28 protein-coding genes and 1 pseudogene are annotated in these 26,864 nt (G+C 66.2%); 11 read left to right on the plus strand and 18 right to left on the minus strand.

All coding sequences use genetic code 11. The features are described from left to right. The 5 genes from guaA to OXH60_03610 all read right to left on the minus strand — a co-directional run. On the minus strand, positions 1-1,070 hold a 1,070-nt coding region (guaA, locus tag OXH60_03590; protein ID MDE0711199.1), incomplete at its 3' end, for a glutamine-hydrolyzing GMP synthase. Continuing rightward, positions 1,067-1,573, minus strand: coding sequence for a tetratricopeptide repeat protein (locus tag OXH60_03595; protein MDE0711200.1), 507 nt, complete (start codon positions 1,571-1,573; stop codon positions 1,067-1,069). The genes guaA and OXH60_03595, both read right to left, overlap by 4 nt. Positions 1,574-1,618: 45 nt before the next feature. Then, positions 1,619-3,073, minus strand: a complete 1,455-nt coding sequence (gene guaB / locus OXH60_03600; protein ID MDE0711201.1) for an IMP dehydrogenase — start codon at positions 3,071-3,073, stop codon at positions 1,619-1,621. A 76-nt stretch (positions 3,074-3,149) separates the two neighbouring features. Next, complete coding sequence (locus tag OXH60_03605; protein MDE0711202.1) at positions 3,150-3,788, minus strand: RlmE family RNA methyltransferase; 639 nt, start codon at positions 3,786-3,788, stop codon at positions 3,150-3,152. Positions 3,789-3,987: 199 nt separating this feature from the next. Further along, positions 3,988-5,097, minus strand: a complete 1,110-nt coding sequence (locus OXH60_03610; protein ID MDE0711203.1) for an S-(hydroxymethyl)glutathione dehydrogenase/class III alcohol dehydrogenase — start codon at positions 5,095-5,097, stop codon at positions 3,988-3,990. A gap of 426 nt (positions 5,098-5,523) precedes the next feature. On the opposite strand from OXH60_03610, the gene OXH60_03615 reads away from it, so the two are divergent. The 3 genes from OXH60_03615 to OXH60_03625 all read left to right on the plus strand — a co-directional run bounded on the left by OXH60_03615 (position 5,524) and on the right by OXH60_03625 (position 8,718). Then, on the plus strand, positions 5,524-6,648 hold the full coding sequence (locus tag OXH60_03615; protein MDE0711204.1) for a DSD1 family PLP-dependent enzyme: 1,125 nt from the start codon (positions 5,524-5,526) through the stop codon (positions 6,646-6,648). A 185-nt stretch (positions 6,649-6,833) separates the two neighbouring features. Then, positions 6,834-8,009 carry a methionine adenosyltransferase gene (metK, locus tag OXH60_03620; GenBank protein ID MDE0711205.1) on the plus strand — a complete coding sequence of 392 codons (1,176 nt, stop codon included), beginning with the start codon at positions 6,834-6,836 and terminating at the stop codon, positions 8,007-8,009. Further along, a complete protein-coding gene (locus OXH60_03625) occupies positions 7,993-8,718 on the plus strand; it encodes a tRNA (guanine(46)-N(7))-methyltransferase TrmB (protein ID MDE0711206.1) in 726 nt (241 codons plus the stop codon). The genes metK and OXH60_03625 overlap by 17 nt, the downstream gene beginning before the upstream one ends. On the opposite strand, the gene OXH60_03630 is transcribed toward OXH60_03625, so the two are convergent. Together OXH60_03630 and OXH60_03635 are read right to left on the minus strand one after the other, a co-directional pair. After that, the gene (locus tag OXH60_03630) at positions 8,712-9,122 is read right to left on the minus strand and encodes a type II toxin-antitoxin system VapC family toxin (GenBank protein MDE0711207.1); all 411 of its coding nucleotides are present in this window, start codon (positions 9,120-9,122) and stop codon (positions 8,712-8,714) included. The genes OXH60_03625 and OXH60_03630 overlap by 7 nt on opposite strands. Further along, positions 9,119-9,607, minus strand: a complete 489-nt coding sequence (locus OXH60_03635) for a hypothetical protein (GenBank protein ID MDE0711208.1) — start codon at positions 9,605-9,607, stop codon at positions 9,119-9,121. Before OXH60_03635 ends, OXH60_03630 begins: the two co-directional genes overlap by 4 nt. A 55-nt stretch (positions 9,608-9,662) precedes the next feature. Between OXH60_03635 and OXH60_03640 the strand changes: the two are divergent. The 3 genes and pseudogenes from OXH60_03640 (at position 9,663) to OXH60_03650 (ending at position 12,337) form a co-directional block, all read left to right on the plus strand. Beyond that, positions 9,663-10,304, plus strand: a pseudogene (locus OXH60_03640) (GTP-binding protein). A 369-nt stretch (positions 10,305-10,673) separates the two neighbouring features. Further along, complete coding sequence (locus OXH60_03645) at positions 10,674-11,006, plus strand: GTP-binding protein (GenBank protein MDE0711209.1); 333 nt, start codon at positions 10,674-10,676, stop codon at positions 11,004-11,006. Between the two features lie 317 nt (positions 11,007-11,323). Further along, positions 11,324-12,337 (plus strand): WD40 repeat domain-containing protein, encoded by a 1,014-nt coding sequence (locus OXH60_03650; GenBank protein ID MDE0711210.1) that lies wholly within the window; start codon positions 11,324-11,326, stop codon positions 12,335-12,337. 6 nt (positions 12,338-12,343) lie between these two features. Here the strand turns inward: OXH60_03650 and OXH60_03655 are convergent, their stop codons facing one another. The 6 genes from OXH60_03655 to OXH60_03680 form a co-directional block, all read right to left on the minus strand. Continuing rightward, positions 12,344-13,516 (minus strand): cyclase family protein, encoded by a 1,173-nt coding sequence (locus OXH60_03655; GenBank protein MDE0711211.1) that lies wholly within the window; start codon positions 13,514-13,516, stop codon positions 12,344-12,346. Between the two features lie 208 nt (positions 13,517-13,724). Next, positions 13,725-14,777, minus strand: a complete 1,053-nt coding sequence (locus OXH60_03660; protein MDE0711212.1) for a GTP-binding protein — start codon at positions 14,775-14,777, stop codon at positions 13,725-13,727. A gap of 141 nt (positions 14,778-14,918) precedes the next feature. After that, entirely contained in the window at positions 14,919-15,824 is a 906-nt protein-coding gene (locus OXH60_03665) for a metal ABC transporter substrate-binding protein (protein ID MDE0711213.1), read from the minus strand. Between the two features lie 12 nt (positions 15,825-15,836). Further along, the gene (locus OXH60_03670; GenBank protein MDE0711214.1) at positions 15,837-16,703 is read right to left on the minus strand and encodes a metal ABC transporter permease; all 867 of its coding nucleotides are present in this window, start codon (positions 16,701-16,703) and stop codon (positions 15,837-15,839) included. Next, a complete protein-coding gene (aztA, locus tag OXH60_03675) occupies positions 16,703-17,446 on the minus strand; it encodes a zinc ABC transporter ATP-binding protein AztA (GenBank protein MDE0711215.1) in 744 nt (247 codons plus the stop codon). The genes OXH60_03670 and aztA overlap by 1 nt, the downstream gene beginning before the upstream one ends. A gap of 127 nt (positions 17,447-17,573) precedes the next feature. Further along, positions 17,574-17,954 carry a Fur family transcriptional regulator gene (locus OXH60_03680; GenBank protein ID MDE0711216.1) on the minus strand — a complete coding sequence of 127 codons (381 nt, stop codon included), beginning with the start codon at positions 17,952-17,954 and terminating at the stop codon, positions 17,574-17,576. 104 nt (positions 17,955-18,058) lie between these two features. Here OXH60_03680 and OXH60_03685 point away from each other — a divergent pair, with 104 nt between their 5' ends. From OXH60_03685 to OXH60_03695, 3 genes are all read left to right on the plus strand, one after another. Then, positions 18,059-18,268 (plus strand): hypothetical protein, encoded by a 210-nt coding sequence (locus OXH60_03685; protein ID MDE0711217.1) that lies wholly within the window; start codon positions 18,059-18,061, stop codon positions 18,266-18,268. Between the two features lie 314 nt (positions 18,269-18,582). After that, positions 18,583-19,077, plus strand: coding sequence for a DinB family protein (locus tag OXH60_03690; GenBank protein ID MDE0711218.1), 495 nt, complete (start codon positions 18,583-18,585; stop codon positions 19,075-19,077). Between the two features lie 369 nt (positions 19,078-19,446). Next, positions 19,447-19,968, plus strand: coding sequence for a GNAT family N-acetyltransferase (locus OXH60_03695; GenBank protein ID MDE0711219.1), 522 nt, complete (start codon positions 19,447-19,449; stop codon positions 19,966-19,968). Between the two features lie 90 nt (positions 19,969-20,058). On the opposite strand, the gene OXH60_03700 is transcribed toward OXH60_03695, so the two are convergent. From OXH60_03700 to ykgO, 5 genes are all read right to left on the minus strand, one after another. After that, positions 20,059-20,778, minus strand: a complete 720-nt coding sequence (locus OXH60_03700) for a protocatechuate 3,4-dioxygenase (protein ID MDE0711220.1) — start codon at positions 20,776-20,778, stop codon at positions 20,059-20,061. A gap of 297 nt (positions 20,779-21,075) precedes the next feature. Then, complete coding sequence (glcF, locus tag OXH60_03705) at positions 21,076-22,362, minus strand: glycolate oxidase subunit GlcF (GenBank protein ID MDE0711221.1); 1,287 nt, start codon at positions 22,360-22,362, stop codon at positions 21,076-21,078. A gap of 4 nt (positions 22,363-22,366) precedes the next feature. Further along, positions 22,367-23,578, minus strand: coding sequence for an FAD-binding protein (locus OXH60_03710; protein ID MDE0711222.1), 1,212 nt, complete (start codon positions 23,576-23,578; stop codon positions 22,367-22,369). Positions 23,579-23,591: 13 nt separating this feature from the next. After that, entirely contained in the window at positions 23,592-25,079 is a 1,488-nt protein-coding gene (locus OXH60_03715; GenBank protein MDE0711223.1) for an FAD-binding protein, read from the minus strand. 53 nt (positions 25,080-25,132) lie between these two features. Next, positions 25,133-25,258 carry a type B 50S ribosomal protein L36 gene (ykgO, locus tag OXH60_03720; GenBank protein ID MDE0711224.1) on the minus strand — a complete coding sequence of 42 codons (126 nt, stop codon included), beginning with the start codon at positions 25,256-25,258 and terminating at the stop codon, positions 25,133-25,135. A 93-nt stretch (positions 25,259-25,351) separates the two neighbouring features. On the opposite strand from ykgO, the gene OXH60_03725 reads away from it, so the two are divergent. Both OXH60_03725 and OXH60_03730 read left to right on the plus strand, forming a co-directional pair. Continuing rightward, a complete protein-coding gene (locus tag OXH60_03725) occupies positions 25,352-25,708 on the plus strand; it encodes a hypothetical protein (GenBank protein MDE0711225.1) in 357 nt (118 codons plus the stop codon). Then, positions 25,705-26,787: a mandelate racemase/muconate lactonizing enzyme family protein gene (locus OXH60_03730; GenBank protein ID MDE0711226.1), complete on the plus strand. Its 1,083-nt coding sequence runs from the start codon at positions 25,705-25,707 to the stop codon at positions 26,785-26,787. The genes OXH60_03725 and OXH60_03730 overlap by 4 nt, the downstream gene beginning before the upstream one ends. Positions 26,788-26,864: the final 77 nt, after the last annotated feature.

The following is a 26,864-nucleotide window of genomic DNA, read 5'->3' on the forward strand; positions in this document are numbered from 1 at the left end:
TGCATGCGCTCCGGCAGGCCGCCGACGTTGTGGTGGGACTTGATGGTGACGCTCGGCCCGCCCGAGGGGGCGACCGACTCGATGACGTCCGGATACAGGGTGCCCTGCGCCAGGAAATCGGCCCCGACGTCGCGTGCGACCTTCTCGAACTCCTCCACGAACACGCGGCCAATGGTCTTCCGCTTCGCTTCCGGTTCCGCGACGCCGGCGAGCGCTGTCAGGAACGAATCGCCCGCATCGACGGTGCGGAGCTCGATGTTGAAGCGCCCTCGGAAGGTTGCCTCCACCTCGTCTGCCTCGCCCGCGCGCAGGAGGCCGTGGTCGACGAACACGCAGGTCAGGCGGTCACCGACCGCCTCGTGGACCAGGCGTGCCGCCACCGAGCTGTCGACACCGCCCGACAGGCCGCAGATGACCCGTCCGTCGCCTACCTGGTGGCGGATGCGCGCAACCGCCTCCGCACGAATTCGCCCGACCGACCACGAGCCGCTCAGCCCGGCGACGTCCCGCACGAAACGGCGCAGGAGCGCCGAACCGTCCGGCGTATGCACCACTTCCGGGTGGAACTGCACGCCGTAGTAATGACGGCGGTCGTCGGCAATGGCCGCGAAGGGCGCGGCCTTGGTCCGGGCCACTGCCCTGAAGCCTTCCGGCATGGCGTCGACGCGGTCACCGTGGCTCATCCAGACGGGGTGGCACTCGCCGGGTTTCCAGAGACCGTCGAACAGCGCCGACGGCGCCGTGATCTCGATGTCGGCGCGTCCGAATTCCCGGGTCCGCGCGGCGCCCACCCGGCCGCCGAGGGCCTCGACCATCGCCTGCTGTCCGTAGCAAATCCCGAGGACCGGTACGCCACTTCCGAAGATTTCCGGTGCGATGGCCGGTGCCGATTGAGCGGCGACCGAGGCCGGACCGCCCGACAAGATGATGGCACCGGGCGGGGGATCAAGATGATCGGCCGCGCGGTGCCAGGGAACGATCTCGCAGTAGACGCGGTGCTCCCGCACGCGTCGCGCGATTAGCTGGGTGACCTGGCTCCCGAAGTCGACGACGAGAACACGTTCGGTCACCCGTCCAGATTCTTCCGGTACAGCGCGATCTGCTCCGCCAAGTCATCGCCGCTGGGACACGGGAAGTCGCAGACGGCTTCGATCTTGGTCAAATTGGCCTCAGCCTCTTCCAGGCGCCCCAGCGCCAGAAAGGTCTCGGCCTGGTAATGGAGCGCCCCGGTGTGCTCGGGGGCGAGGGTCAGTGCCTTCGCGTAGTGCTGGAGCGCCTTGTCAAAGTTCTGCAGGCGGCGTTCCAGGTATCCGAGCTGGTTCCACGCCTCGGCGGAATCCGGAGCCTCTGCCAGCACGGCGCCGAGCGCCAGCCGGGCATTCTCGTAGTAGCCGCCCTCGATGAGTTCGCTGGCTTCCGCGAGGAGCGTCGCGGTCTCGTCGCCGCCGCCCACCCCGAACGAGTCGGTAGGCTCTTCCATGGCGAGGGCGGCGGGGCCCGCGGTCGCAACCAGCAGCACGGTTGCTGACGCCGCAAGGCGATGCCGCCATGCCGGACCAACCCACTTAGTCATCATGTTCCTCCGGGGCGATCATGCAATGGATCGGGAGAACCAGGATCATACTCCCGTCCTATAGTTAGGGGCCTCGCGCGTCACGGCAATATCGTGGATATGGCCTTCGCTGATGCTGGCCGACGTGACGCGGACGAATTCGCATTCCCGCTGCATCGCCACGATTGAGCGGCACCCGGTATATCCCATGGCCGCCCGCAGTCCGCCGACCAGCTGGTGGATCACGGCGGCGGCGGGCCCCTTGTAGGGCACGCGTCCCTCGACCCCCTCCGGGACGAACGCCATTCCGGCGCCGAGTTCTTCCTGGAAGTACCGGTCGGCCGACCCGCGCGCGAGCGCGCCCACCGATCCCATGCCGCGATACGACTTGTAGGAGCGACCGCCGTACAGGAACACCTCGCCCGGGGTTTCCGACGTGCCGGCGAGCAGCGACCCCACCATGATGCAGTCGGCGCCGGCCGCGATCGCCTTCGCAAGGTCACCCGAATAGCGGATTCCCCCGTCGGCGATGCAGGGAATTCCGGCTTCCCGCGCGGCGGCGGCGGCCTCGAGAATCGCGCTGAACTGCGGCATCCCCACGCCGGCGACCACCCGGGTCGTGCAGATCGATCCTGGGCCGATTCCGACCTTGACCGCGTCGACACCGGCTTCGGCCAACGCCTGCACCCCTTCGGCCGTCGCGACGTTGCCCCCGATAACCCGCGCCTCGTTGGACAAGGTGCGAATCGTCGACACCGCCTCCAGAACGCCCCGCGAGTGACCATGGGCGGTGTCGACGACGATGGCGTCGACCCCGGTGGAGACCAGGGCCTCGGCTCGCTCGACTTCGGTCGTGCCGACGCCGACGGCAGCGGCGACCTGCAGGCGCCCGCGCGCGTCCTTGGAGGCGTTGGGATGACGCTCTGATTTCTCGATATCCGTCAAGGTGATGAGGCCAACGCACCGCCGGTCCCGATCGACGACCAGCAGCTTTTCGATCCGACGCTCGTGCAGGATCGCCTGTGCCTCTTTCGAACCGATTCCCTCCTCCGCAATGGCCAGGTTGTCGGAGGTCATCAGATCCCTGACCGGCTGCGATTCGTCGCGGGCGAAGCGAACGTCGCGGTTCGTGATGATGCCGACGACCACGCCGTCCCGGTCGACGACCGGAAACCCGGAGATGCTGTACTGCCGCTTGAGTCGGCGGACCTCGCCCAGGGTGGCGTCGGGACTGACGGTCACGGGGTCCACGACCATCCCGGATTCGTACTTCTTGACCCGCATCACCTCGCGGGCCTGCTCGTCGATCGACAGGTTCTTGTGGATCACGCCGATGCCGCCCGCCTGCGCCATGGCAATCGCAAGGTCCGCCTCGGTCACGGTGTCCATCGCCGACGACACCAGCGGGATCGCGAGCGGGAAGTCGCGGGCAAACTGGGTGGCGGTTTCCACGTCGGCCGGCAGCACTTCCGACGCTGCCGGCCGGATCAGGACGTCGTCGAACGTGAAGGCTTCACGCATGTGATGGACCCGGTGTCTGGTTCGTGGCGCTTGATCGGATAGGTATAGACCGCGCGCGTGGCCGGCGAAAGGCGAACTACCGGCCGGCGGAATCCGGCGGCGGTCGAAACCCGCTTGCCAGGAGGAACATTTCGCTCGAATCGGCTCGCGACGCCGGAGGCTTCTCGCGCCGGACCTTGGCAAATGTGTCGCCGAGCGCCCGCACCAGCTCCTCCTCCCCCTGTCCCCGAATCAGCTTTACGAGCAGGGTACCGCCCGGTGCGAGGAGAGCGACCGCGCAGTCGACAGCAGCCTCCGCGAGGGCCAGCGAGCGAAGCTGGTCGGTGGACCGATGCCCGGTGGCCGGTGGCGCCATGTCGGAAAGCACGGCGTCGGCCGGACCCCCAAGCGCCGAGCGGAGCCGCTCCGCGGCGTCCGCGGCAAAGGCGTCGCCCTCCAGAATGATCGCGTCGCCGACCGGCGCGACGGTCTGCAAATCAAGCGCGACGATCCGCGCCGTCGGCGCGCGCGCCACCGCGACCTGAAGCCAGCCGCCCGGAGCCGACCCCAGATCAACGATCCGGCGGGACCGCCGAAGGAAGTCGTGACGATCATCGATGGCCGCCAGTTTGTACGCCGACCTAGATCGATAGCCCTCTTTCGCCGCCGCAGCGACAAAGGGATCCGTCTGCTGGCGGCGGAGCCAGCGCTGCTCGGAGACGGAACGGCCGCGCATGCGCGGCGCGGCCGTTCGGCGCGCGCGTGGCCGGGACCGTGGCGGCGGTCGGCGACGCGACATCGTCAGCCGGATCGCCGCCCCGGGCAGCGGGAACGGAATGGCTGCGCGTCCGCCAGGGCGGCGGGGACCGGGACCCGCAGGTCCATCGTCGGCCGGAGGGGGCGACAGGAGGCAGTCGGCGCAATCCGGCCGGTATTCAGTAGATCACCACGCTGCGGATGGATTCACCGCGGTGCATGAGATCAAAGGCGTCATTGATGTCAGCGAGCGGCATCGTGTGCGTGATCATGTCGTCGATGTCGATCTTGCCGTCCATGTACCAGTCGACAATCTGTGGCACCTGGGTCCGGCCCTTGGCCCCACCGAACGCGGTTCCGCGCCACACCCGGCCGGTCACCAGCTGGAACGGGCGGGTGGCGATCTCGGCCCCGGCCGGCGCCACGCCGATGATCACCGATTCGCCCCATCCCTTGTGGCAGCATTCCAAGGCCTGACGCATCGTGGTGACGTTGCCAATGCACTCAAAGCTGTAGTCCGCGCCGCCGCGCGTCAGGTCCACGAGATGGCCGACGAGGTCGTTTCCCGCATCGCGGGGATTGACGAAATCCGTCATGCCGAACTTCCGCGCCGTCGCCTCGCGTGCGGGATTGATGTCGACGCCCACGATCATGTTGGCGCCGACCATGCGAAGCCCCTGGATGACGTTGAGCCCGATGCCGCCGAGGCCGAAGACGACGCAGTTCGACCCGGGCTCGACCTTGGCCGTGTTGATGACCGCACCAATCCCCGTCGTCACACCGCAGCCGATGTAGCAAATCTTGTCGAAGGGGGCGTCTTCACGCACCTTCGCCACCGCAATTTCCGGCAGGACCGTGTGGTTCGCGAACGTCGACGTGCCCATGTAGTGCAGCACCGTTTCGCCAGCAAGCGAGAACCGGCTGGTCCCATCCGGCATCACGCCCCGACCCTGGGTCTCGCGGATGGCCTGGCAGAGGTTGGTCTTGCCGGACGTGCAGTACTCGCATTGCCGGCACTCGGGCGTGTACAGGGGGATCACGTGGTCGCCGGGCTTGACCGACGTCACCTCGCGGCCGATATCGACAACGACTCCCGCACCCTCGTGTCCAAGAATGGCCGGGAACATGCCTTCGGGATCGTCCCCTGACAGGGTGAACGCATCCGTGTGGCAGACGCCGGTCGCCTTGATCTCCACAAGCACCTCGTTGTCCTTTGGTCCCTCGAGATCGACTTCCTCGATCACGAGCGGTTTGCCGGCCTCGACGGCTACTGCTGCTCTCGTCTTCATCGCACGGATTCTCCCTTGGGAATACGTCGGGCTGACCATATCACGCCGCAGCGGTGTTCTAGGCTCCAACCCGGTCTGAAACTCACGGACCCGAGCGCCCCTGTCCTGCTTCCGCGGCGGGGACTTCAGTCGCCTGACCGTTCCCTAGCTGCGCCGGTATCCGGCCGCTTCGCCATGCGGGCCAGGCGGACACCACGACGCTTGGTACATGGTTCAAACAGGGGCAGCCGGTACGGATGTCGAAGCGCGACGGGAGCCGAGGCGCCGGCAACGAGCCGGTGGGTACTGGGAGGCGCATGCCAGCGACTCTGGCGGACCCGATCACGCCGAATACCGTGTTGGCCTCGATGCGGCGGGCAGCAGACGTTGTGCACGGCAACGGCCAGCGGCACACTCCCATCGCCGTCTACTCCGTCAGGTGCCACCATGACCACGCCCCCGCCCGCCCAGGCCGGCATGCCGCTCGCCGATGTCGACACGCCAGCCCTCCTCATCGAGATGGACGCCTTCGAGCGCAATCTCGACACTATGGCCCACGGCATCGCAGCTGCGGGTGTCCGGCTCCGCCCGCATGCGAAGACCCACAAGTGCGCGCCGATCGTGCGCCGGCAGATGGCGCTGGGGGCCGTGGGGGCATGCTGCCAGAAGGTGAGCGAAGCGGAGGCGCTGGTGCAGGCCGGGGTACCCGATGTTCTCGTGAGCAACCAGGTCGTCGGGGGCCGGAAGATCGCCCGGCTGACGTCCATGGCCAGCGATGCAAAGGTCGGGGTCTGCGTGGACAATGCGCACAACGTGGCAGAGATCGGCGCGGCGGCCGTCGGCGCCGGCGTCAGCATCGACGTATTGGTGGAGATCGATGTCGGGATGTCGCGCTGCGGCGTCGCGGCGGGCGATGAGGCGCTGGTGCTGGCACGGCAGGTCGCCGCAACCGATGGGCTCCGGTTTGCGGGTCTCCAAGCCTACCACGGCCTCGCGCAGCACATCCGCAGCCACGCCGAGCGGCGCGCGGCCACCGATGCCGCCATCGACCTGACCCGCTCGACCGTCGACCTGCTGGGCCGGCAAGGTATCCCGTGCGAAATCGTCGCGGGCGCCGGCACCGGCACATGGGAATTTGAAGCGGCAAGCGGTGTCTACAACGAGTTGCAGGCGGGCTCGTACGTCTTCATGGACGCGGACTACGCGCAGAACCTGGATGCGACGGGGGCACCCGTCGCCAGTTTCGAGCAGGCGCTCTTCATCTATTCGACCGTGATCAGCAGCCCGGTTCCCGAACGCGCCGTCGTGGATGCCGGGCTCAAGGCGCTGTCGGCGGAATCCGGCGCGCCGGAAGTCGCCGACATCGAGTCGGCACGCGTCGCCGGTGTCTCCGATGAACACACGACGATCGACCTGTCGAATTCCAACACCCGCCTCGCGGTCGGCGATGGCGTCAAGTTGATTCCTTCGCACTGCGATCCCACCGCGAATCTGCACGACTGGTATGTGTGCGTACGGAATGACCACGTGGAAGCCCTTTGGCCTGTCGTCGCGCGCGGATGCATCTGGTAGTGGACAGGCTGCTCCCCAGAACCCTCGCAGGCCGGCGGGATCGGGTCAGAATGACTGTGACCACGGCCGATCGGCCGTTGGACAGGTCCTCGTGCCTCGGCTAGTTTCGGAAGCTGCATCGACGCGACTTTCCGCCCAGCACTAGCGGCCTGCAGCAGCGCCATTGTCCCGTCACGAGTCATACCTTGCCGAGTCATCTCTTCACCAGTGAATCCGTGTCCGAAGGTCATCCGGACAAGATTTGCGACCAGATTTCGGACACGCTTGTCGACCTGATCCTCGAGCGGGCCGAGGATCCGAGGGCTGCGCGGGCGGCCTGTGAAGCGGTGACCACCACCAACCTCGTGCTGGTCGCCGGCGAAATTCGCGGGCTCACACTGCCGGTGGCAGAAGTCGAGTCGGCAGTGCGGCAGACCGTTCGCACCATCGGGTACGAGCAGGAATCGTTCCACTGGCAGCACTTCGAGTTCGATTACCGTCTCCACGGCCAGTCCTCGGACATCGCTCAGGGAGTGGACGCCGCGGCACAGGCGGACGAAGGCGCGGGCGACCAGGGCCTGATGTTCGGTTATGCCTGCCGTGAAACCGAAGACGCCCTCATGCCGGCCGCCCTGCACTACAGCAACCAGATCCTCCTGCACCTCCGTGACGCGCGGCGTGCGGGCACGGTGGACGGCCTAGGCCCGGACGCGAAGTCCCAAGTCACGCTCCGCTACGAGGATGGCCGCCCCGTCGGGGTCGAGAAGGTCGTGGTCTCGAGCCAGCACGATGCGAGCCTTTCGCTGGCAGCAGTCCGCGACCGCATCATCCCGTCCATCGAGACCGTCTTGCCGCGAGGGTGGATGCCGCCCGCCGCCTCGGTTCTCGTCAATCCGACCGGCAAGTTCGTGATCGGTGGTCCCGACGCGGATGCCGGGCTCACCGGCCGCAAGATCATTGTCGACACCTACGGCGGCGCCTGCCCGCATGGCGGCGGCGCCTTTTCCGGCAAAGACGCGAGCAAGGTCGATCGCTCTGCGGCGTACGCCGCCCGCTACCTGGCCAAGAACATCGTCGCGGCCGGGCTGGCCGATGCCTGCACCATCCAGGTGGCGTATGCCATCGGCGTGGCGGATCCCGTCTCGATCCGCGTGCAGACTGACCGGGGGCCGGAACGCGACGCTGCGCTGACGCGAGTGCTGGATGACGGAACGGTGTTTTCCCTGCGGCCCGGCGATATCCGCGAGCAGCTGGGGCTCTATCGTCCGATCTATCGCCGCACGGCTTCCTACGGGCACTTCGGGCGCGCACCCGAAGCGGACGGCGGCTTCAGCTGGGAGCAAACCGACCGCGTCGACGCCCTACGTGCCGCGGTCAGCTGAACCGCCTCGTTATCGCTGTTACGGACGGCGGCAGCGCGGCCGCCTGCGACCCGGCCGGAAGGCCCTGATCGAGCACGTCCTCCCCGAGCTCTCGATCCCCGTTGACCAGCCAGCTGGCACGCTCAACCCCGCTTCCCTGTTTTCTGGACCCGTGACCGAAACCTGGCTGGAAATCGGTTTCGGGAGTGGCGAGCACCTGACCGCCCTGGCCCGTGCCCACCCGGACACCGGGTTTCTGGGGTGTGAGCCCTTTATCAGTGGGGTCGCCGCACTGCTTGCCCACCTGCCGATCAAGGACCGTGCGCGGACCCGGATCCTGGCGGACGACGCCCGTCTGCTCCTCGACGCACTGGCTCCCTCGTCAATCGGCCGCGTGTTCCTCCTGTTCCCGGACCCCTGGCCCAAGCGCCGGCACGCGAAGCGGCGATTCGTGCAGCCACACACGCTCGACCAGCTGGCCCGGGTGATGCGTCCGGGGTCGCGGCTGCGGTTCGCGAGCGACCACCCGGTGTGCCAGCACTGGACGCTGCGGCAGCTCCTCGATCATCCGCAGTTCGAATGGACCGCCCGCCGTCCCGGGGACTTCCTCGCACCGCCCGAGGATTGGCACGGGACTCGCTACGAGACTCGTGGCGCCCCCGGGTCGTCCGGCCTCCTGTTCCTCGAGTTCGCCCGGACCGGGACGGCCGCGTCGCCAAGCGGTCATTGACCGGCTAGCAGATCGTCCATGGTGATTGCCGTCTCGGGAAATGTGCGCACGATGCGGACGTCTTCGGTGACCAGCGGATAACCCATCGACTTGGCCAAGGCGACAAACTCGCAGTCGTAGGCCGGACAGGCCGAATTGGCGACAAGTCCCATCACGGCGGCGGAGTCGACATCGCGCTCGCCATCAACCAACTCGGCCTCCGCACTCCGAATCAGGGCGCTGGCCTGCGCGAGTCCGATCGTGCCGGCGCGAAGATAGCGGGCCAACATGTTGCGGAATTCGGATCGCCACAGCGTCGGCACAAACCACTCGTCGGTATGTCGCCGCAGGGCCACAGCGCTGTCGGTGTGCGCCCCCGGCAGCCAGTAGTACGCGACGATGTTCGTGTCAACCACGACGTTCACGGCCGGCCGCTACGCTTGTACCGGTCCACGAGGCCGTGATCGACGGGCGGCAGCTTGCCTCGCAGCTGGGCAGCTTCGGCCATCAGTTCCGCTTTGGATCGCGGCGGTTGCTCCGCGTAGCGTTCGAGGCAGGCGATGACCTCGTTCTGCAGGCTTCGGTGGTGACGGCGCGCAATGTCCTTCAACCGCTCATGGAGTGTGGCGGAGATGCCCTTGATCGTGATGGATGGCATGGGCTGACTTCCGATTTGCAACCAAAGTGCAAGTTTGGGCGGGACGGCGCGTTCTGTCAACGTCGCGGCGCGGCATCCGAAGGGGCATGTCGTCATGCCGGACAGGCATAGCCGGCACTGGTCCACGTTCCGCACCGTCCTGGCGTCCACCAGCCGGTCGTTCTCAAACATGTCGTTGATCAGGTAGATCCGGCCGCGCGGGTTGTGCGTCGGCGTCCCGACCCCGACACAGGCCGCTGACGTTGAGGTCACGGCAGATCAATCCATAATGTCGAAACTGTAACTATGTAACAGGCAGGTTTGCGCAATGACCCAGCGTGTTCCCGTAACCGTGCTGACCGGATTTCTCGGCAGCGGCAAAACCACCCTGCTCAACCGAATTCTGACGGAGAACCACGGTCAACGCATAGCCGTGATCGAGAACGAGTTTGGCGAGATCGGCGTCGATCAGGAGCTGGTGATCAATGCCGACGAAGAAATCTTCGAGATGAACAACGGCTGCATCTGCTGCACCGTGCGAGGCGACCTGATCCGCATCCTGGGAAACCTGGTCAAGCGGCGCGACAAGTTCGACCGGATCCTGGTCGAGACCACCGGACTGGCTGACCCGGGCCCGGTGGCGCAGACGTTCTTCGTCGACGACGAGACCCGCGAGTCGTTCGACCTTGACGGCGTCGTGACCCTGGTCGATGCGAAACATGCGGAGTTGCAGCTCGACACCAGCGAGGAAGCCGCATCGCAGATCGCCTTCGCAGACGTCATCGTCATCAACAAGATTGATCTGGTTGACACCGACGCACTCGACGCACTGAAACGGCGGCTCAGGTCGATGAATCTCATGGCCCGCATCGAACAGGTCGAAATGGCCGATGCACCCATGGAACAAGTGCTGAACGTCGGCGGCTTTGATCTCGACCGTGCACTGGAGCTCAAACCAAGCTTCCTCGAACCGGAGTATGCATTCGAGTGGGGCGGTGTACTGCGCCTCGACGGCAAGGCGAAATTCAGGCTTCAGAATGGGCCAGATCCCGTGATGTCGGCGGTGCTGGAGCCCATCCACGCGGCCACGACCGAAGCCCTGATGGAGGCCGCGGAACGCGTCTACACCCGGTTCTCGGCACCCGGTGAGGTGCTGCAGCCGGGCGCCACGATGACCCCGGGCGAAACCCTCTGGACGCTGACGCTCACCGATGCCGATCACTACGAATACACGCTTGCTGCCGATCAGCCGGGCCTCTACGCACTGTTTACCGAGCACACGCCGGAGGAATTCGACGCCGGGTTCTACGGTGATTCGGGTGCGGGCATCGACGTTGCGATGGAGCATTTTTTCAATCCGGAGCACACGCACGACGACACGGTCGGTTCGATCGCCCTGGAACTCGATGGCGAGATCGACGGCACGGCGCTCAACGCATGGATGGGCCAGCTGCTGCAGACCCGAGGCCCCGATATTTTCCGGATGAAGGGCATTCTGGCGATCGCGGGCGAAGAGCAGCGATTCGTGTTCCAGGGCGTGCACATGCTGTTCGACGGCCAGCCCGGCAAGGCCTGGGGCGACCAGCCCCGCTCCAACCGCCTGGTCTTTATCGGCCGCAATCTGGATGAGACGGAGCTGGAACAGGGTTTGCGCAATTGCCGGGCGCGATGAGAACAGTCGCCATCGAGCCCGGGGGCGAATCGGACAAAACCGACGGTTGGCATTTGGAGTGATCTGCAGCGAAGCGGTACTTTGCCAGCCGGTGAGACGTTCCACGCCCCGGCGGGAGCAAAGCCTGTCCCCACGGCCGTTGCAGGCTCGGCGACAACCGCGGATGCCCGACAGCAGTCTCATGCTCCTGTTTCCCGGCAGCCCGAGGGCTCGGATTGCCGGTCTGCGAGGCGATCAATGCGATGTGACAGGCGATGTTCGTTCAACCGACGGCTGGGTCGAAGGCCGTGAGTGACTATGGGCTCGATAGTTGGACAGTGAACGCGCCTCTGACCGGCGTGTGTGTCGAGCGTAGCGGGCAGTTTGCAGCGTTTGCGGGAGGGGACGGCTGCGTTCGCATTGTTTCCCTTGTTGAACCGGAATCCTCTCTCTCGGTATGGTCACTAACAAAAGGCGCAGTGCTGGCGCTGACCCCCGATTGTCAGGCGCGCGGCTTCCTGTGTGGGGCCGATGACAGCGCGCTGTACCAAGTCCATCCCATGGATGGACCACGAGAGCTGGCGCTGCTCACCCGTTCTTGGCCAGATCAAGTGGTCGCGCACCCGCGTGGCCTGCGAGCGGTCTCCGACGGCCCGGAAGTCCGGCTGCTGGACGCCGAGGGCCGGCTGGTCACCGTGCTTGCCGAGCATCCAAGCACCGTCGCCGGCCTGGCCTTTGACGACAGCGGCCGGCGGCTGGCCGTCTCGCACTACAACGGGGTCAGCCTGTGGACGCTGGACGGGCGAAGCGGTGAGCCGCAGCGCCTGTGTCATCGAGGCTCACACCTCGATCTAACCTGGAGCAGGAACGGCCGGTTTCTGGTGACGGCCACGCAGGAAAAGACACTGCACGTGTGGGATCTCGTGTCCGGGCAGGACTCCACGCTCGGGCCGTGCATCAACAAGGTCAAGGCGCTCAGCTGGAGCGCTGACGGATCGTGGCTGCTCGCCTCGGGGGCCGATACCGTTAGCGGTTGGTCATTCTCGAACGACCGCCTGCCGGCGGCGGCGCCGCACATGCTGGGGCGCTACAGCGAATACCTGATCGGCAATGTTTGCGCCAACCCCAGCCTCGCCCTGGCGGCGGCCGGGTACAACGATGGCGGTCTTGAGCTGGTGAGCCTGGCGGTTCAGCCGCAGAGGCGGAGCCTGGTCAGAGCGCCAAGCAGTCCAATCGCAGGCCTCGCGTGGTCCCCGAGCGGGGACCACTTGCTCGGCGGAGACAAGGACGGGCGATTGTTCGCATATCGTTTCGATAGCGATTCGCTCGCCCGCCTTGCCTGCACAGATTGACGTTCGCTAGACGACCGCAATCGGGTTGCCCGGTGAACCCGTGGCACCCTTGATCGGCAGCGTCGAGAAGATGAAGGCGAACTTGTAGACGCCGTCATTGGCCAGATGGTCGAGCCGCACGTTCTCCAGGATGTGGATACCGTTCTTCGGCAGGAAAATCTGGTGGACGGGGAATGCCAGGTTCGGATCCGGGTTGGGCACGCACTCAATCGCCCAGACGTCGGCCGCACCCACGGAAATTCCCTTGGCTGCGAGCCATTCCGCCGCGCCCACGCCAATTCCAGGCTCGCCAGAATTGAACCGGGCGTTGTCCTTCATCCACAACTCTTCGCCCCAGCCGGTGCGCCACATGCACGCGCTGCCTTCAGTGATGTCGGCTTCGCTCATGCCTTGACGTTCCAGGCAGGCCTGCAAGTCGGCGACGGTGATCTCCTCACCCTTGTCCAGCATGCGCCCCTTGAGGCTCATGACGTCGAACAGGATGCCACGACAGAAGAACGGCTTGACATGTTCCATGCCGAGCGCCTGCAGCCCGTAAGCGCCGGCAGTTGACCCTGCCTCGGCGTCGTTGTTGTGCAGGTCCTTCGTGGTGAAACCGTTGTAGAAGACCTCCTGGGACAGGTCGCCCGCTTCGCCGATCCGGGCGCCGATGTGGGCGAGTCCGTCGAACTGCGTGCCGACCTGACCGATTTCGGTGGTCAGGATCTCGTCGTGCCAGATGATCTGGTTCTTGCCGAATGCGCCCCCGGTCGGAGCGCCCGGGATCCGCAGCGCAAACACGCGCTGGCCGAACAACGGCATGCCGTACTCGTAGACCCGGCCCAGGCTGTAGACCTTGCCCTTCTTGATCAGGCTAACCGCGTCCAGCGCCACCTCGGGCGTCATGTGGTTGGTCGAGCCGGTCTGGTCGCCCTCGCCCCAGCGAGACGGCCACCATTTCTCAGCGATCGGCGTACCCTCGATACCGCCTTCGGCGGCGTGTGCAGGCTTCACCAGATCCAGTTCATGCATCACGTCATCGCCGAAGGCGCCGACTGCGGCCGCGCCTGTGGCGATTGTGGCGGTCTTGATGAACGTGCGGCGGGACTCGGACTCGAGTCCGTCACCATCTTGGGCCTGAACGGACTGTGCGTCCGTATCCTGGTCTTCGGAGTTAATTGGACGTTGTTCGTCGCTCATCGCGGTTCCTCCCAACGTAGTGTCGGCCGAAAATGTCCTGTCGAAGAAACATTATAACATTTCAACACGGAAAAATGTCAATCCCCGTCCGTGAAGTTGACCGCAGGGCGGCACGGCAAAGCGGCACGGCAAAGCGGCATGATTTTGCAACGGCGCAAGGTGACGGTTGGTTGCATCGCTAGCGGCAGCAGCAAGACATTCCCTTCCACTAAACCGGTAGCGACGGATCCCGCGCTGCGCGGGCTGCCCGGGCCGCGCGTGCATCGCTCAGGCGCTGAAAATGCGGTAAGTCCAGGCGCAGGCTGTCTTCAACTGCGGCGCGGTCGAGATTGGAGGTGATGAACAGCAACCGGGAGCGATCGACCGCGGCCTCCGGCAACCACTGCGGAGGCTGGTAGACATGCTGGACGCCGTTGATAACTACGGGCCCGTCCATGCCCTTGATGTTGATAGCGCCCTTCGTTCGATACATGACGTCGCCGTTCGACTGCGTGCCGGCGTTCAGCCAGCCGTGCAGGGCCTCCCATTCGAGTGCGTGCGAAAATTCGATCGCGAATCCATGCAGCCCGTTCTCTAGCAGATCGCTGTTGGCATAGTGCGGCGAGGCCAGCCAGCCGCTCAAATCACCATCCAGCAGTCGTGTTTCCAGGCCTGCCCCGAGCAATGCTTCAGCCAGGAAAGGCTGATCGGACGGCACGCGGACGGCACCGGGGTTCAATCCCTGCAGCAGGGCGTGTGTTGCCGGATCAGCGCGTGACGCGGTGTCGAGCACGATGCGGTCGGCCACGGCAAGCTGCTTGAAGCCATACTGTGACCGCGCCAGCGCGTTCAACCGGTTGGCGCCGCCCATGACCGTCACCACGCTGTCGAGCCGAAAGTACTCCGTGACCAGCGCATTGTTCAGCAACGTTTGCATGATTGGCGCCGGATCAGCATCGGCGAGGGTTTCGATCAACACTTGGTCAAATTCGATTTCGCCCTGAGCCCGCTGGGCAAACAGCCGGCGCAGGCTGCTGACCAACCCCGAGCGGGTGATACAGCACAAACACCCGATGGCATGCGGCACCATCTGCCCGGCAACACGGTCGGTCGACGCGGCGGTGAACTCCGGACCGTCGACATCGTTGCTGATCACCGCCCAGCGACCACCGTCCGTTTCCAGCAGGTGTTCAACGGCTTCGGTTCTTGTACGGGCATCGACCCCGCAGACCACGATCGCCGGCAGCTTGGCTCGGGCAGAGTCAGGGACAAATTTCAGCATGGTTGGTTCACCTGAACAGTGCAGGGACGAGACCGCTCGTCCGGTTGTCAACGGGGTGTTGTGGTCCGGTTGGCAAGGGCGAATGCCCCGGACGGCCAGCCTTGCGGGGTACCGGCAAGCGCGCGCTCATCTGATGATCAGTCAAGCCGACAGCGCCCGTGCAAGCGTCATCGCGTTGTAACGCATCATGTCGAGATAGGTGGACGCAGGACCGTCAGGTCCGGACAGCGCATCGGAGTAGAGCGTCCCGCCGATGGAAGCCCCGGTTTCGTTGGTGATCTGCTCGAGGAGACGCGAATCGGTGATCGCTTCGAGAAAGACGGCCTCGATCCTCTCTTGACGGATCTGCCGGATCAGCGTGGCGACGTCCGTTGCAGACGCCTCGCTTTCCGTGCTGACGCCATGGGGTGCCACAAAGTGCAGACCGTAGGCTTCGGAAAAGTATCCGAAGGCGTCGTGGGACGTCACGACGGTACGCCGGTCCGCTGGCAGCCCCGCGAACAGCTCGCGGATTTCCGCCTCCAGCGCCTCGATTTCGGCCACATAGGCAGCACGGTTCCGGTAGTAGAAATCCGCGTTCTCCGGATCAGAGGTAGCCAGTGCCCCCGTGATGTTGTCGACGTAGACCAATGCGTTTGCAAGGCTCTGCCAAGCATGCGGGTCGAAGGCGTCGTGGTAGTCGTGATCGGCAAGCGCGATTGGCTCAATTCCCTCGCTTGCCACCACGCGGACGCCAGCAAAGTGCGATGCCTCGACGAGTCGATCCAGCCAGCCTTCGAATGAGAGGCCATTGACCACGAGGATCTCGGCCTGGCTCACGGCGCGCGCATCTTCCGGGACCGGCTGGTACACATGGGCGTCGCCGTTGGGCCCCACGAGCATGGTGACGGCCACCTTTCCCCCCCCAATGCGCTCAACCATGTCTCCAAGAATTGAGAAGGTGGCGACGACCGGGATGGGCCCGGCGGACCAGGCCAGCGTTGGACCGGTCAACACAAGGACGAAAAGAGCCGTCGCTGCTTTCAGCAGGTTTCTGCGGTCGAGCATCGGAATTTCTAGCTAGGCTTCAGCGTGACGATACGGATGGACCCGTGCGACAAAGCTGCCCGTCGGTCCGAAGGTGAGCGACAGCCCGTACGCGAAACCCGCTGCGAGGATGATTGCCGGTCCGGACGGCAGCCCGAAATGGTAGGAAACAAGGAGACCGCAGACGCTCGCGGCCACGGCGATAGTGACCGCGGTGAGGATGAGCCCGCCTATGCTGACGGCCCAAAACCGCGCGGCAGCGGCCGGAACAATCATGATGCCGACGACCATCAGGGTGCCGAGCGCGTGGAAGCCACCGACGAGGTTCAGGACGACAAGCGCGAGAAACGTGAAATGAGTCACGGCGCTCAGCCTGCTCACTGCCCGCAGGAACTGCGGATCCGCGCACTCAAGGACCAGTGGGCGGAACAGAAGTGCAAGCGCCAGCAGCGTGATGCTCGCGATGCTGCACAACAGAATCAACGCCGAGTTGTTGAGCGCAAGCACCGTGCCAAAGAGCACGTGCATCAGGTCGACGTTGCTGCCGCGGGTGGACACGATCAGCACGCCAAGCGCCAGCGAGATCAGGTAGAAGGCCGCGAGGCTCGCATCTTCCCGCAGCGCCGTGACGCGGGTGACGAAGCCCGAAAGCAGCGCGACGGCAATGCCCGCCAACAGCCCGCCTATCGTCATGGCCCCGAGCGAGAGTCCCGCTACGAGATAACCGACCGCCGCGCCGGGCAGGATCGCGTGCGCCATCGCATCGCCGGTCAGGCTCATCCTGCGCAGCAGCAGAAAGACGCCCACGGGCGTGGCGCCCACTGAGATTGCGATGCAACCCAGCATTGCACGGCGCATGAAGCCAAATTCGACGAACGGTTCAACCAGCGCTTCCCACATTACGAAGCGTATCTCCCGCAGTCATGGGGCGGGCCGACACATGCCTCGCACATCTGGCGGGCACGGAACTGGTTCGCCGCCGTCAGCACCTCTGCCGTGGGGCCGTGCGCCACGAGATCACGCGCCAGTATCAACGTCTCAGGAAAATGCTCCCGGACCGTCTCTGCATCATGCAGAACGGCGATCACCGTGCGCCCCTCGCCATGCCAGCGCTGCACCACACCCAGGAGATCAATCATTGTCTTGGCATCGATCGCCGTGAACGGTTCGTCGAGTAGCACGAGCCGCGCGTCCTGAAGCAAGAGCCGAGCGAAAAGCGCCCGCTGAAGCTGTCCGCCCGACAGCGAACCGACGGGTCGGGACTCAAACCCGGTGAGACCGACGGCGGAAATGGCATCGTCGACCCGGGCACGAAGTGCGGCGCGCAGCCCGAAGAATCCGCCAATCTCACTCCAGAGACCCACAGCCACCAGATCGACGACCGTGATCGGAAACGACTGATCGATGTCCGATTGCTGCGGCAAGTAGGCGATATCGCTCCGGGTACAGGTTCCGAAGTCGACCCTCCCTGCCAGCGGACGCAATGCGCCCGTCATCCCCTTCAGCAGTGTCGATTTGCCCGCACCGTTGGGCCCTACAACGGCGGTCAGACTGCCGTCGGCAACCTCGCCATCAAGCTGGCGTACCGCCGGATGCCGGTCGTATCCGAGGGTCAACTCCTCAAATGCAACAGCGTAGGTCATTGGCTCCCCGGTGTGGAGGTCGCCCAGAAAAATGCGGCCCAAAGCGCCATGACGAACAGTACCGCTACGGCGAGCCGTGGACCGACTCCCACGAGAAGCACCCTACCGGCCACGTGGCGCCAGACTTTCATGCTTGATCCTCTGCTGATCCGCAGCTTGCGCACTGGCCGTGGACCTCAATCACGTGGCGTGTCGGTGCGAAGCCCGACTGTCCCGCGATGCTGGACAGCTCCCTCAGCAGGTCCGGTGCGACGAATTCCTCGACCTCCCCGCAATCATCACAGATCGAGAGAATCGACGCGTCTTTATGCGAATGTGACTTGCAGGCGATAAAGGCATTAAGGGATTCAAGACGGTGCACGCCGCCGCGCTCCGTCAACGCTGCCAGGGCACGATAGATGGTTGGCGGTGCAAGCTGAGGGTTACTGTCACGCAATTGGCCAAGTACCTCGTAAGCGGACATTGGAGTACCGCGACGCCGCAAGATGGCAAGCACCTCCGCCTGCATGATCTCGCCACGCTTTTTCATGCGATCCTCGCGCTCAGTCCCAGAGTCGCTCAGCCCCGAAGTAAAGTGTGTTTGTTATGTTATATCAAGCCCGTGGTGAATTCGTGACGTTCCCCACCGAACCAGGAACACTGATTGCCAAGAAGTTCACGATCGGGTTTTCCGGGCCGCACGGGGTAGCGGCGGCCGAGCAGCCGAAATTCAGGGAGCAGTCGATCGCGTTCATCCGCGGGCAGGCGGAGATTGCCGTAGGCCGCACTGGTTGTTTCAGTGGCGGAACTTGCCGGGGCTTTCGCCCGGGAGCGCTGGCGTAGGCGGCCGCCGGCTCCGTTTGGCGGTTCCCGAGGCGGCGGTGAAGCCGGCTCGTGCACCAGCCGGCTCCCGCTGCAGGACAGGTACGAGACCGACTCGTCCGGCGGTGCCGGGAACGGCCGGAGCAGCCCGGTCTGCGCCCGGCCCGGACAGCGCTCGTCAACGCGACACAACTGCTGACGAAGATGGCGCGGCAGTGTTCTCGAGCGCTCCTGTACCTCGGCGACGGCAGTGCCGGACATGGCTCGCTATTGTTACCGGACGCTAACCTCCTGGCACGTTCGTCCGACGCGCGATCAGCCACAGGAGATGACGCATGTTCCTGTCCCACTTCGCGACGCTGGCCGCCTATAACCGTTGGGCCAACGCCCGCCTCTATGACGCGTGTGCAGGCTTGAGCGACGCGGCCCGCAAGCTCGACCGCCGGGCGTTCTTTGGCTCGATCCACAACACGCTGAACCACATCCTCGTAGGCGATCGCGTCTGGCTGGACCGCGTCGAGGAAATTGATCCCGGCGCGGTCGCGCTCGACACTGTGCTGTTCGACGATTTTGCCTCGCTGCGCAACGCTCGAACGGTCGAAGACGAGCGAGTTGACCGAGTGCTCGCACGCATGGACGAAGCTCGCATGGCCGGCGATCTCGTCTACCGCAACGTAGCGGGCATCCGGTACCGCACGCCGATGCGCCTGGTATTCACACATCTCTTCAATCACCAAGCGCACCATCGCGGCCAGGTGCACGACATGCTGAGCCAGGCTGGTGCCTCGCCGCCTGAACTGGATCTGATCTACTACGTCCGAACGCTCTAGATCGGCGACCCGTCAGCGGGAGGATCGTTTCACCCAAACACCGGAATGCTGGAGAACCCGCAAACGGTCATGGCGATTGCTGTGCCATCGCCGACCGCGACAAAAGCGGGTCCGGCGTGCAGCACGCGCGACGACGTAGGCGGTCGGCATCGCCCTCGATCCGGCGTGATTTCAGCCGATCACCGGCCGGCGTGACCCATACTGAAGCAGTGGATCCGGTGTGTCCGTCCAGGTGATCGAACGAGCAGCCGTCTCGGCTCCAGGTTTCTTCCGTCCGACTACAATCGGCCTCCGGGCACCCGCACCCTTTGCAAGCCGGTTCCGCAGATTCGCCGGACCGGCTGCGGTTCCTGCCACAGGACTGCCTCGATGCAAGACTTTGTCCGCCGAGATGTTGCGATAACGGAAGCATCGTCTGTCGCGGACATCGATGACTTACGGACCCTGTTCATCGAGTACCAGCAATGGCTCGGCCTGGATCTGACTTTTCAAAACTTTTCCACCGAACTGCGTTCGCTCCCGGGCGACTACAGACCGCCAAAAGGACGCATGCTGCTCGCGCGCCAAGCTGACGGGCCTTTGATCGGCGGCGTCGCAATGAAGCCCCTGTCAGATGGAATCTGTGAGATGAAGCGCCTCTACGTACGCCCGCCCTGGCGAGGATCCGGCATGGGGCGCGCGCTGGCCAACGCCATCGTTGCTGCCGGCCGCACGGCCGGATACGCGCGTATGCGACTCGACTCGTTTTCCCGGTTATCCGCGGCCATAAGGCTGTACCGTTCGATGGGATTCCGCGAAATCGATCCGTACTACGAGAACCCCCTTGACGGGGTCATTTACATGGAAAAGGCGTTGGACGAACGTGACTCGGCATCGGCGAACCGAGGATAAGGGGGCGACAGGGCGCGCGCCGCCGGAGGCATCGTCGGCGAAACTTGGGCCCCGCCGGCCAAGCAGCCGGCGGGGCAAACTGGATGGTTGTCAACCCTGCTGCTGGCGGATGATGTCCATCAGTTCCGGCGGCGGCATCCAGCCCTCCGGCACCTGAAGGTTGAAGGTTCCTTGCTTGATCCCGTCTGCGGTCTCGGCATCGAAGGCGACGATCAGTCCCGCCCGTTCCGATTCCGACAGCGGCTTGAGGAGAAGGTCGCTTTCGAGCAGCGGGTCGTCATGGAAATACATCTGCGTCGTGACACCCGGATTCAGCGGCGGATGCACCTTGAAGTGGATGTGCGCCGGGCGGTACCAGTCGCCGATCGCCGCATAGGGGGCGGGGCGGATGGTGCGGAACCGGTAGCTCCCGTCCTTGTCGGTGACGATTCGGGCATAACCCTGGAAATTGGGGTCGAGCGGCGCCGGGTTGCCGTCCTTCGGATGGTCGTAGCGGCCATGCACGTTCGCCTGCCAGATCTCGAGCACACAGTCGCCGACCGGCCTGCAGTTCGCGTCCTGGATCTTGCCGACGACCTCGATGACTTCGCCGGCAGCCCGGTTGGCCCCGCCCGCGACGTGGGTCAGATCCCAATCCTGTTCGCCGGTCGTGTACGGAAAGAACGGCCCGTCGATCTGGTACGCGGTCACCGAGCAGGCGGCGCGCGCCACTCCGGCAGTCGCAACGGAGGCGGCTGCAACACCAAGTCCCGACAGCATGCTGCGGCGCGACAAGCGGCGTCGTGCCGCCGAACGGCTCATCTTGTTCATTGGTCCCCTCCTCAGGCAGCGACCGACCGGCCACCGGCCTAGTCTCGCGCCCGGTGGAGCCTAGCAGGCCATTCGGCGGACCATCGCTTCCAGAATCGGACGCCAATCAGCAGCCACGCTCGGAAAACATTCGCAAATGGACAGGCCTCACCCGGCACAGCCTGGTTCGCCTCCCGCCGAGGCATCCCGCCGCCGACGCTCACATTCAGCGCAACTGTTGACGTCCCCGCGGCCGTGCAGGAAGCGATTCCCTGGAGCGCGCCCGGTGGGAATGCAGCCTCCGCCCAGCCGGCACCCTCAGTGAAGGGCCGCCGGTCGCGGCCCCCCGGTCGCCCAATCGAGCAGTTCCACCGTATGCACCACCGGGAGGTCGCAACCTCCTGCGATCTGCACCATGCAGCCGATATTGCCGGCGGCAACAACGGTTGCACCGGTCCGCTCTAGGTTGCCGACCTTTCGTTCGCGCAGCCGCTCCGCAATCTCGGGCTGCAGCAGGTTGTAGGTGCCGGCCGACCCGCAGCAGAGGTGTCCCTCGGCCACCGGCCGCACGTCGAACCCGGCTGCGCTCAGGAGCGACGCGGGCATGCGGGAAATCTGCTGGCCATGTTGCAGGGAACATGCCGAGTGGTAGGCGACGCTCGTGCCCGCGTGCGGCCCGGATATGGCCGGCAGCGTCAGGCGCTCCACCACTTCGGTAACGTCGGCCGCCAGCCCGGCGACCCAGGCCGCGTCCTCGCGGTCCGCGTCCGACCCGAGCAGGTGGCCGTAATCCTTGAGCATCGTGCCGCACCCGGACGCGTTCACGACGATGGCGTCGAGCGGATCCTGGGCGTCCAGCGCACGCCACGCGGCGATGTTCTGCCGGGCGGCCTGCTTGGCGGCGTCCTCCCGGCCCATGTGGTGCACCAATGCGCCGCAGCAGCCGGCCGTGGCGGCCACGACCACGTCGGCACCCAGCCGGGTGAGCAGTCGCACCGTCGCGTCGTTGATCCGGGGGTCGAGGGCCTGCTGCACGCACCCGGCGAGCAGCGCCACCCGGAGCTTGCGGTCGCCCGCTGCCGGGTGGACGGAGCCCGGTCGGACGAAGCTGCCCGGGACAGGCTGCCGCGGGATCATGCGCAGCATGGTCCCGGCGGGCTCGGGCAGCAGCCGGCCAAACGGGCGGGCGATCCGTCCGAGGCGCAGCGCCCACCGAAAGCGCGCGGGATAGGGCAGCAGGAGTCCGAACAGACCCCGGACCAGCCGCTCGAACCAGGGGCGCCGATACGTCTCCTCGATCCAGGCCCGCGCGTGGTCGACCAGGTGCATGTAGTGCACGCCGGAGGGGCACGTCGTCATGCAGGAGAGGCACGAAAGACACCGGTCCATGTGCAGCACCGTCCGGGGATCCGCCGGCCGGTCGTTCTCCAGCATGTCCTTGATCAGGTAGATCCGACCCCGCGGGCTGTCGAGTTCGTCCCCGAGCAGCACGTACGTCGGACAGGTGGCCGTGCAGAACCCGCAGTGCACGCAGGCACGGAGAATGCCGTTCGCCGTGCGGATGGCCGGGTTCTCGAGCTGGGCGGCCGTGAAGTTGGTGCGCACCGCCTCAGGCTCCCATGCGGCCGGGATTGAGGACGCCCGCAGGGTCGAAACCGGAACGGATCGCCGCCGCAATCCGCTCGATGCCGTCGCTCTGCCGCGGAAACACTCCCTCGGCGGCCCGCACCGATGGCGGCGCCCGGAGCAGCGTCGCCGCCCCTCCCACGCGTTCCGTTTCGGCGCGGACCTCGGCCGAGGCGCTGGCCTCACCCGCGGGCGCGAACCACAGCATGCCGCCGTCCAGCAGCCACACCCCGCCCGGGCGCCCGACCAGCCGGTCGATCACGCCGGCAGCCGAGGCGGGCGGCAACGACAGCCGCCAGAGCGGACGCTCCGCCTGCACTGACACCGCATCCGCGAACGGCGCCGCGTCCGTGATCGCCTTCCACACCGCGCGCGATTCTTCATCCCCGAGCTGGAGCGAGGCACCGCCCAGCTGGTCGCGCATGCGCGTGAGCCGGTCGAGCACCGAACTCTCCGGCCCTTCGAACCGGATGGCGGCGATGCACCCTGCATCGGCCGGCAGGCCCGGCGGCAGCAGCGGCACGACTTCCGGCGGGACGCAACTGAACCCGCTCGGCTCCAGGCGGCTCTGCCAGGCGGCGATCAGCAGGCCGACGGCATCGGCGACGGATCGGCCCGGCAGCAGCAGCGTGCCGGTCCGCGCCGCCCGCGGCAGCACCTTGACCGTCACCTCCGACAGGGCGGCGAGCGTGCCGAACGAACCCGCCAGGAGCTTGCAGAGGTCGTACCCGGTCACGTTCTTCACCACGTGGCCGCCAGCCTTGAACGCCTCGCCCCGGCCGCTCACGGCCCGAAACCCGAGGAAGTGATCCCGCGCGCCGCCCGCGCGGACCCGGCGGGAGCCGGCGAGATTGCACCCGAGCACGCCGCCGACGGTGGCGCCGCCAGCCGGTACACCGTAGAGCGGACCGAAGTCGGGCGGCTCGAACGCCAGTTCCTGATCGTGTTCCCGCAGCAGCGCTTCCACCGTCGCGAGCGACGTGCCGGCCCCGCAGGTCAGTGTCAGCTCGTCTGGAGCGTAGGCCTCTATCCCGGTGAGGCCGTCCAGTTGCAGGGTCACGCCGGCATTGACCGGTCGCCCGAAACGCTGCTTGGTGCCAGCACCGTTGACCTGGGCCGGCGTTCCCGCCGCCGTCAGCCCCCGAATCGCGTCGATGAGTTCCGACTCGTCCGCCGGCCGGACCTGCACGTCCACTGGCGGCGGCGCCTCAGAAACGAGGAAGGTGAGGAAACGGAAGCTTGCCGTGGTGGACGTGCATCTTCCCGAGCTCGGCGCAGCGGTGCAGCTCCGGAAACATCTTGCCCGGATTGAGCAGGCCGTCCGGGTCGAACGCACACTTCAGCCGCTGCTGGTGCTTGAGGTCGGTGTCGTCGAACATGGTGGGCATCAGGTCGCGCTTCTCGACACCGATGCCGTGCTCCCCGGAGAGCACGCCGCCCTCGGCCACGCACAGCTTCAGGATGTCGGCGCCGAACGCCTCGGCCCGTGCCAACTGGTCGGAATCGTTGGCGTCGTACAGGATCAGCGGATGCAGGTTCCCGTCGCCGGCGTGGAACACGTTCGCGACCCGGAGATCATGCTTCCGCGAGAGGGCGGTGATCCCGTCCAGCACGTCCGGCAGCCGGCCGCGCGGGATCGTGCCGTCCATGCAGATGTAGTCGGGCGAGAGACGCCCCATCGCCGGAAACGCCGACTTGCGGCCCGACCAGAACCGCTCGCGTTCGGCCTCGTCCGCGTTCTCGCGGACATGCGTGGCGTCGCACTCGCGGGCGATCGCGATCACCCGTGCCATGCCGTCGTCGACCTCCGACACCGTCCCGTCGAGCTCGACGATGAGGAGCGATTCGGCGTCGAGCGGATAGCCGGCGTGCGCAAAGGCCTCCGCGGCCTCGATCGCGAACTTGTCCATCATTTCCATGCCGGCCGGGATGATGCCTTCCGAGATCACCCGGCTGACGCACGTGGCCCCGGCGCGGATGGTGGGGAAGCCCAGCAGCGCCGCCCGCGTGCACTCGGGCTTCGGCCGGATCTTCACCGTGACCTCCGTAATGACGCCGAGCAGGCCCTCCGAACCCGTGATCACGCCGAGCAGGTCGTAGCCTGCGGGGTCCGCGTGCCGGCCGCCGATCTGGAGCACGTCGCCCGCCATGGTGACCAGCTCGACCCCGGTGATGTTGTTCGTCGTCACCCCGTACTTGAGACAGTGGACGCCGCCCGAGTTCTCGGCCACGTTGCCGCCGATCGAGCACGCGATCTGGCTCGACGGATCGGGCGCGTAGTAGAAACCCTGGTCCTCAACCGCCCGCGTGATCGCCAGGTTGGTGACCCCGGGCTGCGTCACCACGCACAGGTTGTCGTAGTCGATCTCAAGAATGCGGTTGAAGCGGCCGAGGCCCAGCGTGACCCCGTCACGGAGCGGCAGGGCGCCGCCGGACAGCCCGGTGCCGGCCCCGCGCGGCACGATCTTCACGCCGCGGCCGTGGCAGAGCTTGAGCACGGCGGCGACCTGCTCGGTCGTTTCCGGCAGCACCACCAGCATCGGCAGTTCCCGGTAAGCCGTCAGACCGTCGGTTTCGTAGGCGAGGAGTTCCCGTTCCTCCTCGATGACGCCTTCGCCGGGCACGATCGCGCGGAGCGCCGCCACGAGCTCCGCGCGGGCGGCGATGACCGCCGCATCCGGTTCCGGCATCCGCATGCCGCGACCTCAGGCCAGGACTCGCCCGCCGTCCGGCTGCACGGCAGACGGGATCATCCCTGGCGCGCCTTCAGGCGGGGATTCTTCTTGTTGATCACGTAGACGCGGCCCTTCCGCCGGATCACCCGGCAGTTGCGGTCACGTTTTTTGGTACTCTTCAGCGAGTTGACAATCTTCACGGCTCGACCTTCGCCAGCTGAACGAAACGCGGTGGGAAGTCAGGGCACTATCAGAATCATGTGCTGTGCTGTCAATCCGCCGGGGGCCGAACCATGATCCCGAGACCGCTCGTGCCGGCCTCGCTCATCCCGTTTCTGGACCCGTGGTGCTGGTGGGGCGCCGCCTTGGTTGCCGTGCTCGTTGTCGTCGCCCTGCGCTGGCAGGCACCGGACTGGCGGCAGCTTCGAGGCCTGCTGGTCCGCGTTGCGGTGGGCCTGCTCGGGATCGGCGTGCTGCTCGAGCTCCAACGCCGCGGCGGCATCGGCGCACCGGTCCGCAGCTGGGCCAGCCTGCTGCTGTGGACAGCCGCCAGCGCGGCGTTCGCGCACGGCGCCGTATCGCTCCTGGACCGGGCCCTCCGGTCGAGGTCAGGCCAGCACCGCCCGGACCACGAGGAACCCGAACCATGACGATCGCCACACTTGAGGTCAGCCAGTACCGCCTGCCGCTCGACCCGCCGCTCACGGATGCCACCCACGGCGCGATGACCGTCTTCGAGTTGATCATCGTCGACATCCGTACCGAGGATGGCGCGACGGGCTCGGGCTACACGTACACGGCCGGCCGTGCCAGTGGGGCGATACGCAGCCTGATCGAGGACGACTTCAAGCCCCTGCTCATCGGCGCGGACGCCGGGCGGATTGAGGCCCTGTGGCAGCGCCTCTGGCACGCGGTGCACTACGTGGGCCGCGGCGGCCCGGTGAGCTTCGCGCAGGCGGCCGTGGACGTTGCGCTGTGGGACCTGAAGGCCCGGCGCGCGGATCTGCCGCTGTGGCGCCTGCTTGGTGGCCATGATCCCGAGGTCGCCTGCTACGCCGGCGGGATCGACCTGCAGGATCCCATCGAGGAGCTCCTGGCGCGCACCGAGAGACGGATCGAGGACGGGTTCCGCGCCATCAAGATGAAGGTCGGCCGACCGAACGTGCACGAGGATGTGGAGCGGGTTGGCGCCATGCGGAACCTGCTCGGAGACGGCTTCCCGCTGATGGTCGACGCCAACATGGGCTGGCGGGCCGGCGAGGCCGTCCAGGCGGCGCGGCTGCTCCGGCCGTTCGACCTGGTGTGGCTCGAAGAGCCCGTGGCTCCCGACGACTTTTCCGCCCACCGGCGCGTGCGCGACGTCGGGATTCCCATCGCGGCGGGAGAGAACCTTCATACGCTGGCCGAGTTCCAGGCGCTGCTTGCGGCGGGCGGCGCCGACTTCCCGGAACCGGATCTCGCGACGTGCGGCGGCATCACGGTCTGGCGGAAGGTGGCAGCCCTAGCGGAGGCATACGGTCTGCCGGTGACCTCGCACGGCGTGCACGACCTGCACGTGCACGTGCTCGCCGCGGCGGCGAACGCGTCGTACCTCGAGATCCACGGCTTCGGCCTAGAAAAGTTCATCGCGCATCCGCTGGAGATGCGCGACGGCAAGGCCGTGGCCCCCGACAGGCCCGGACACGGCGTCGTGTTCGACCGCGAGCGGCTCGGCGAATTCGCCATCTGACCCGCTTCCCGCCCCGCCCGGCCCCTCCCCCTTGCGGGCTGGCGGCACCCTCCCGGTCCGAGACACGGCATGGCTGA

This window comes from Rhodospirillales bacterium (genome assembly GCA_028824295.1).
In the GTDB taxonomy this organism is placed as follows: domain Bacteria; phylum Pseudomonadota; class Alphaproteobacteria; order TMED109; family TMED109; genus VXPW01.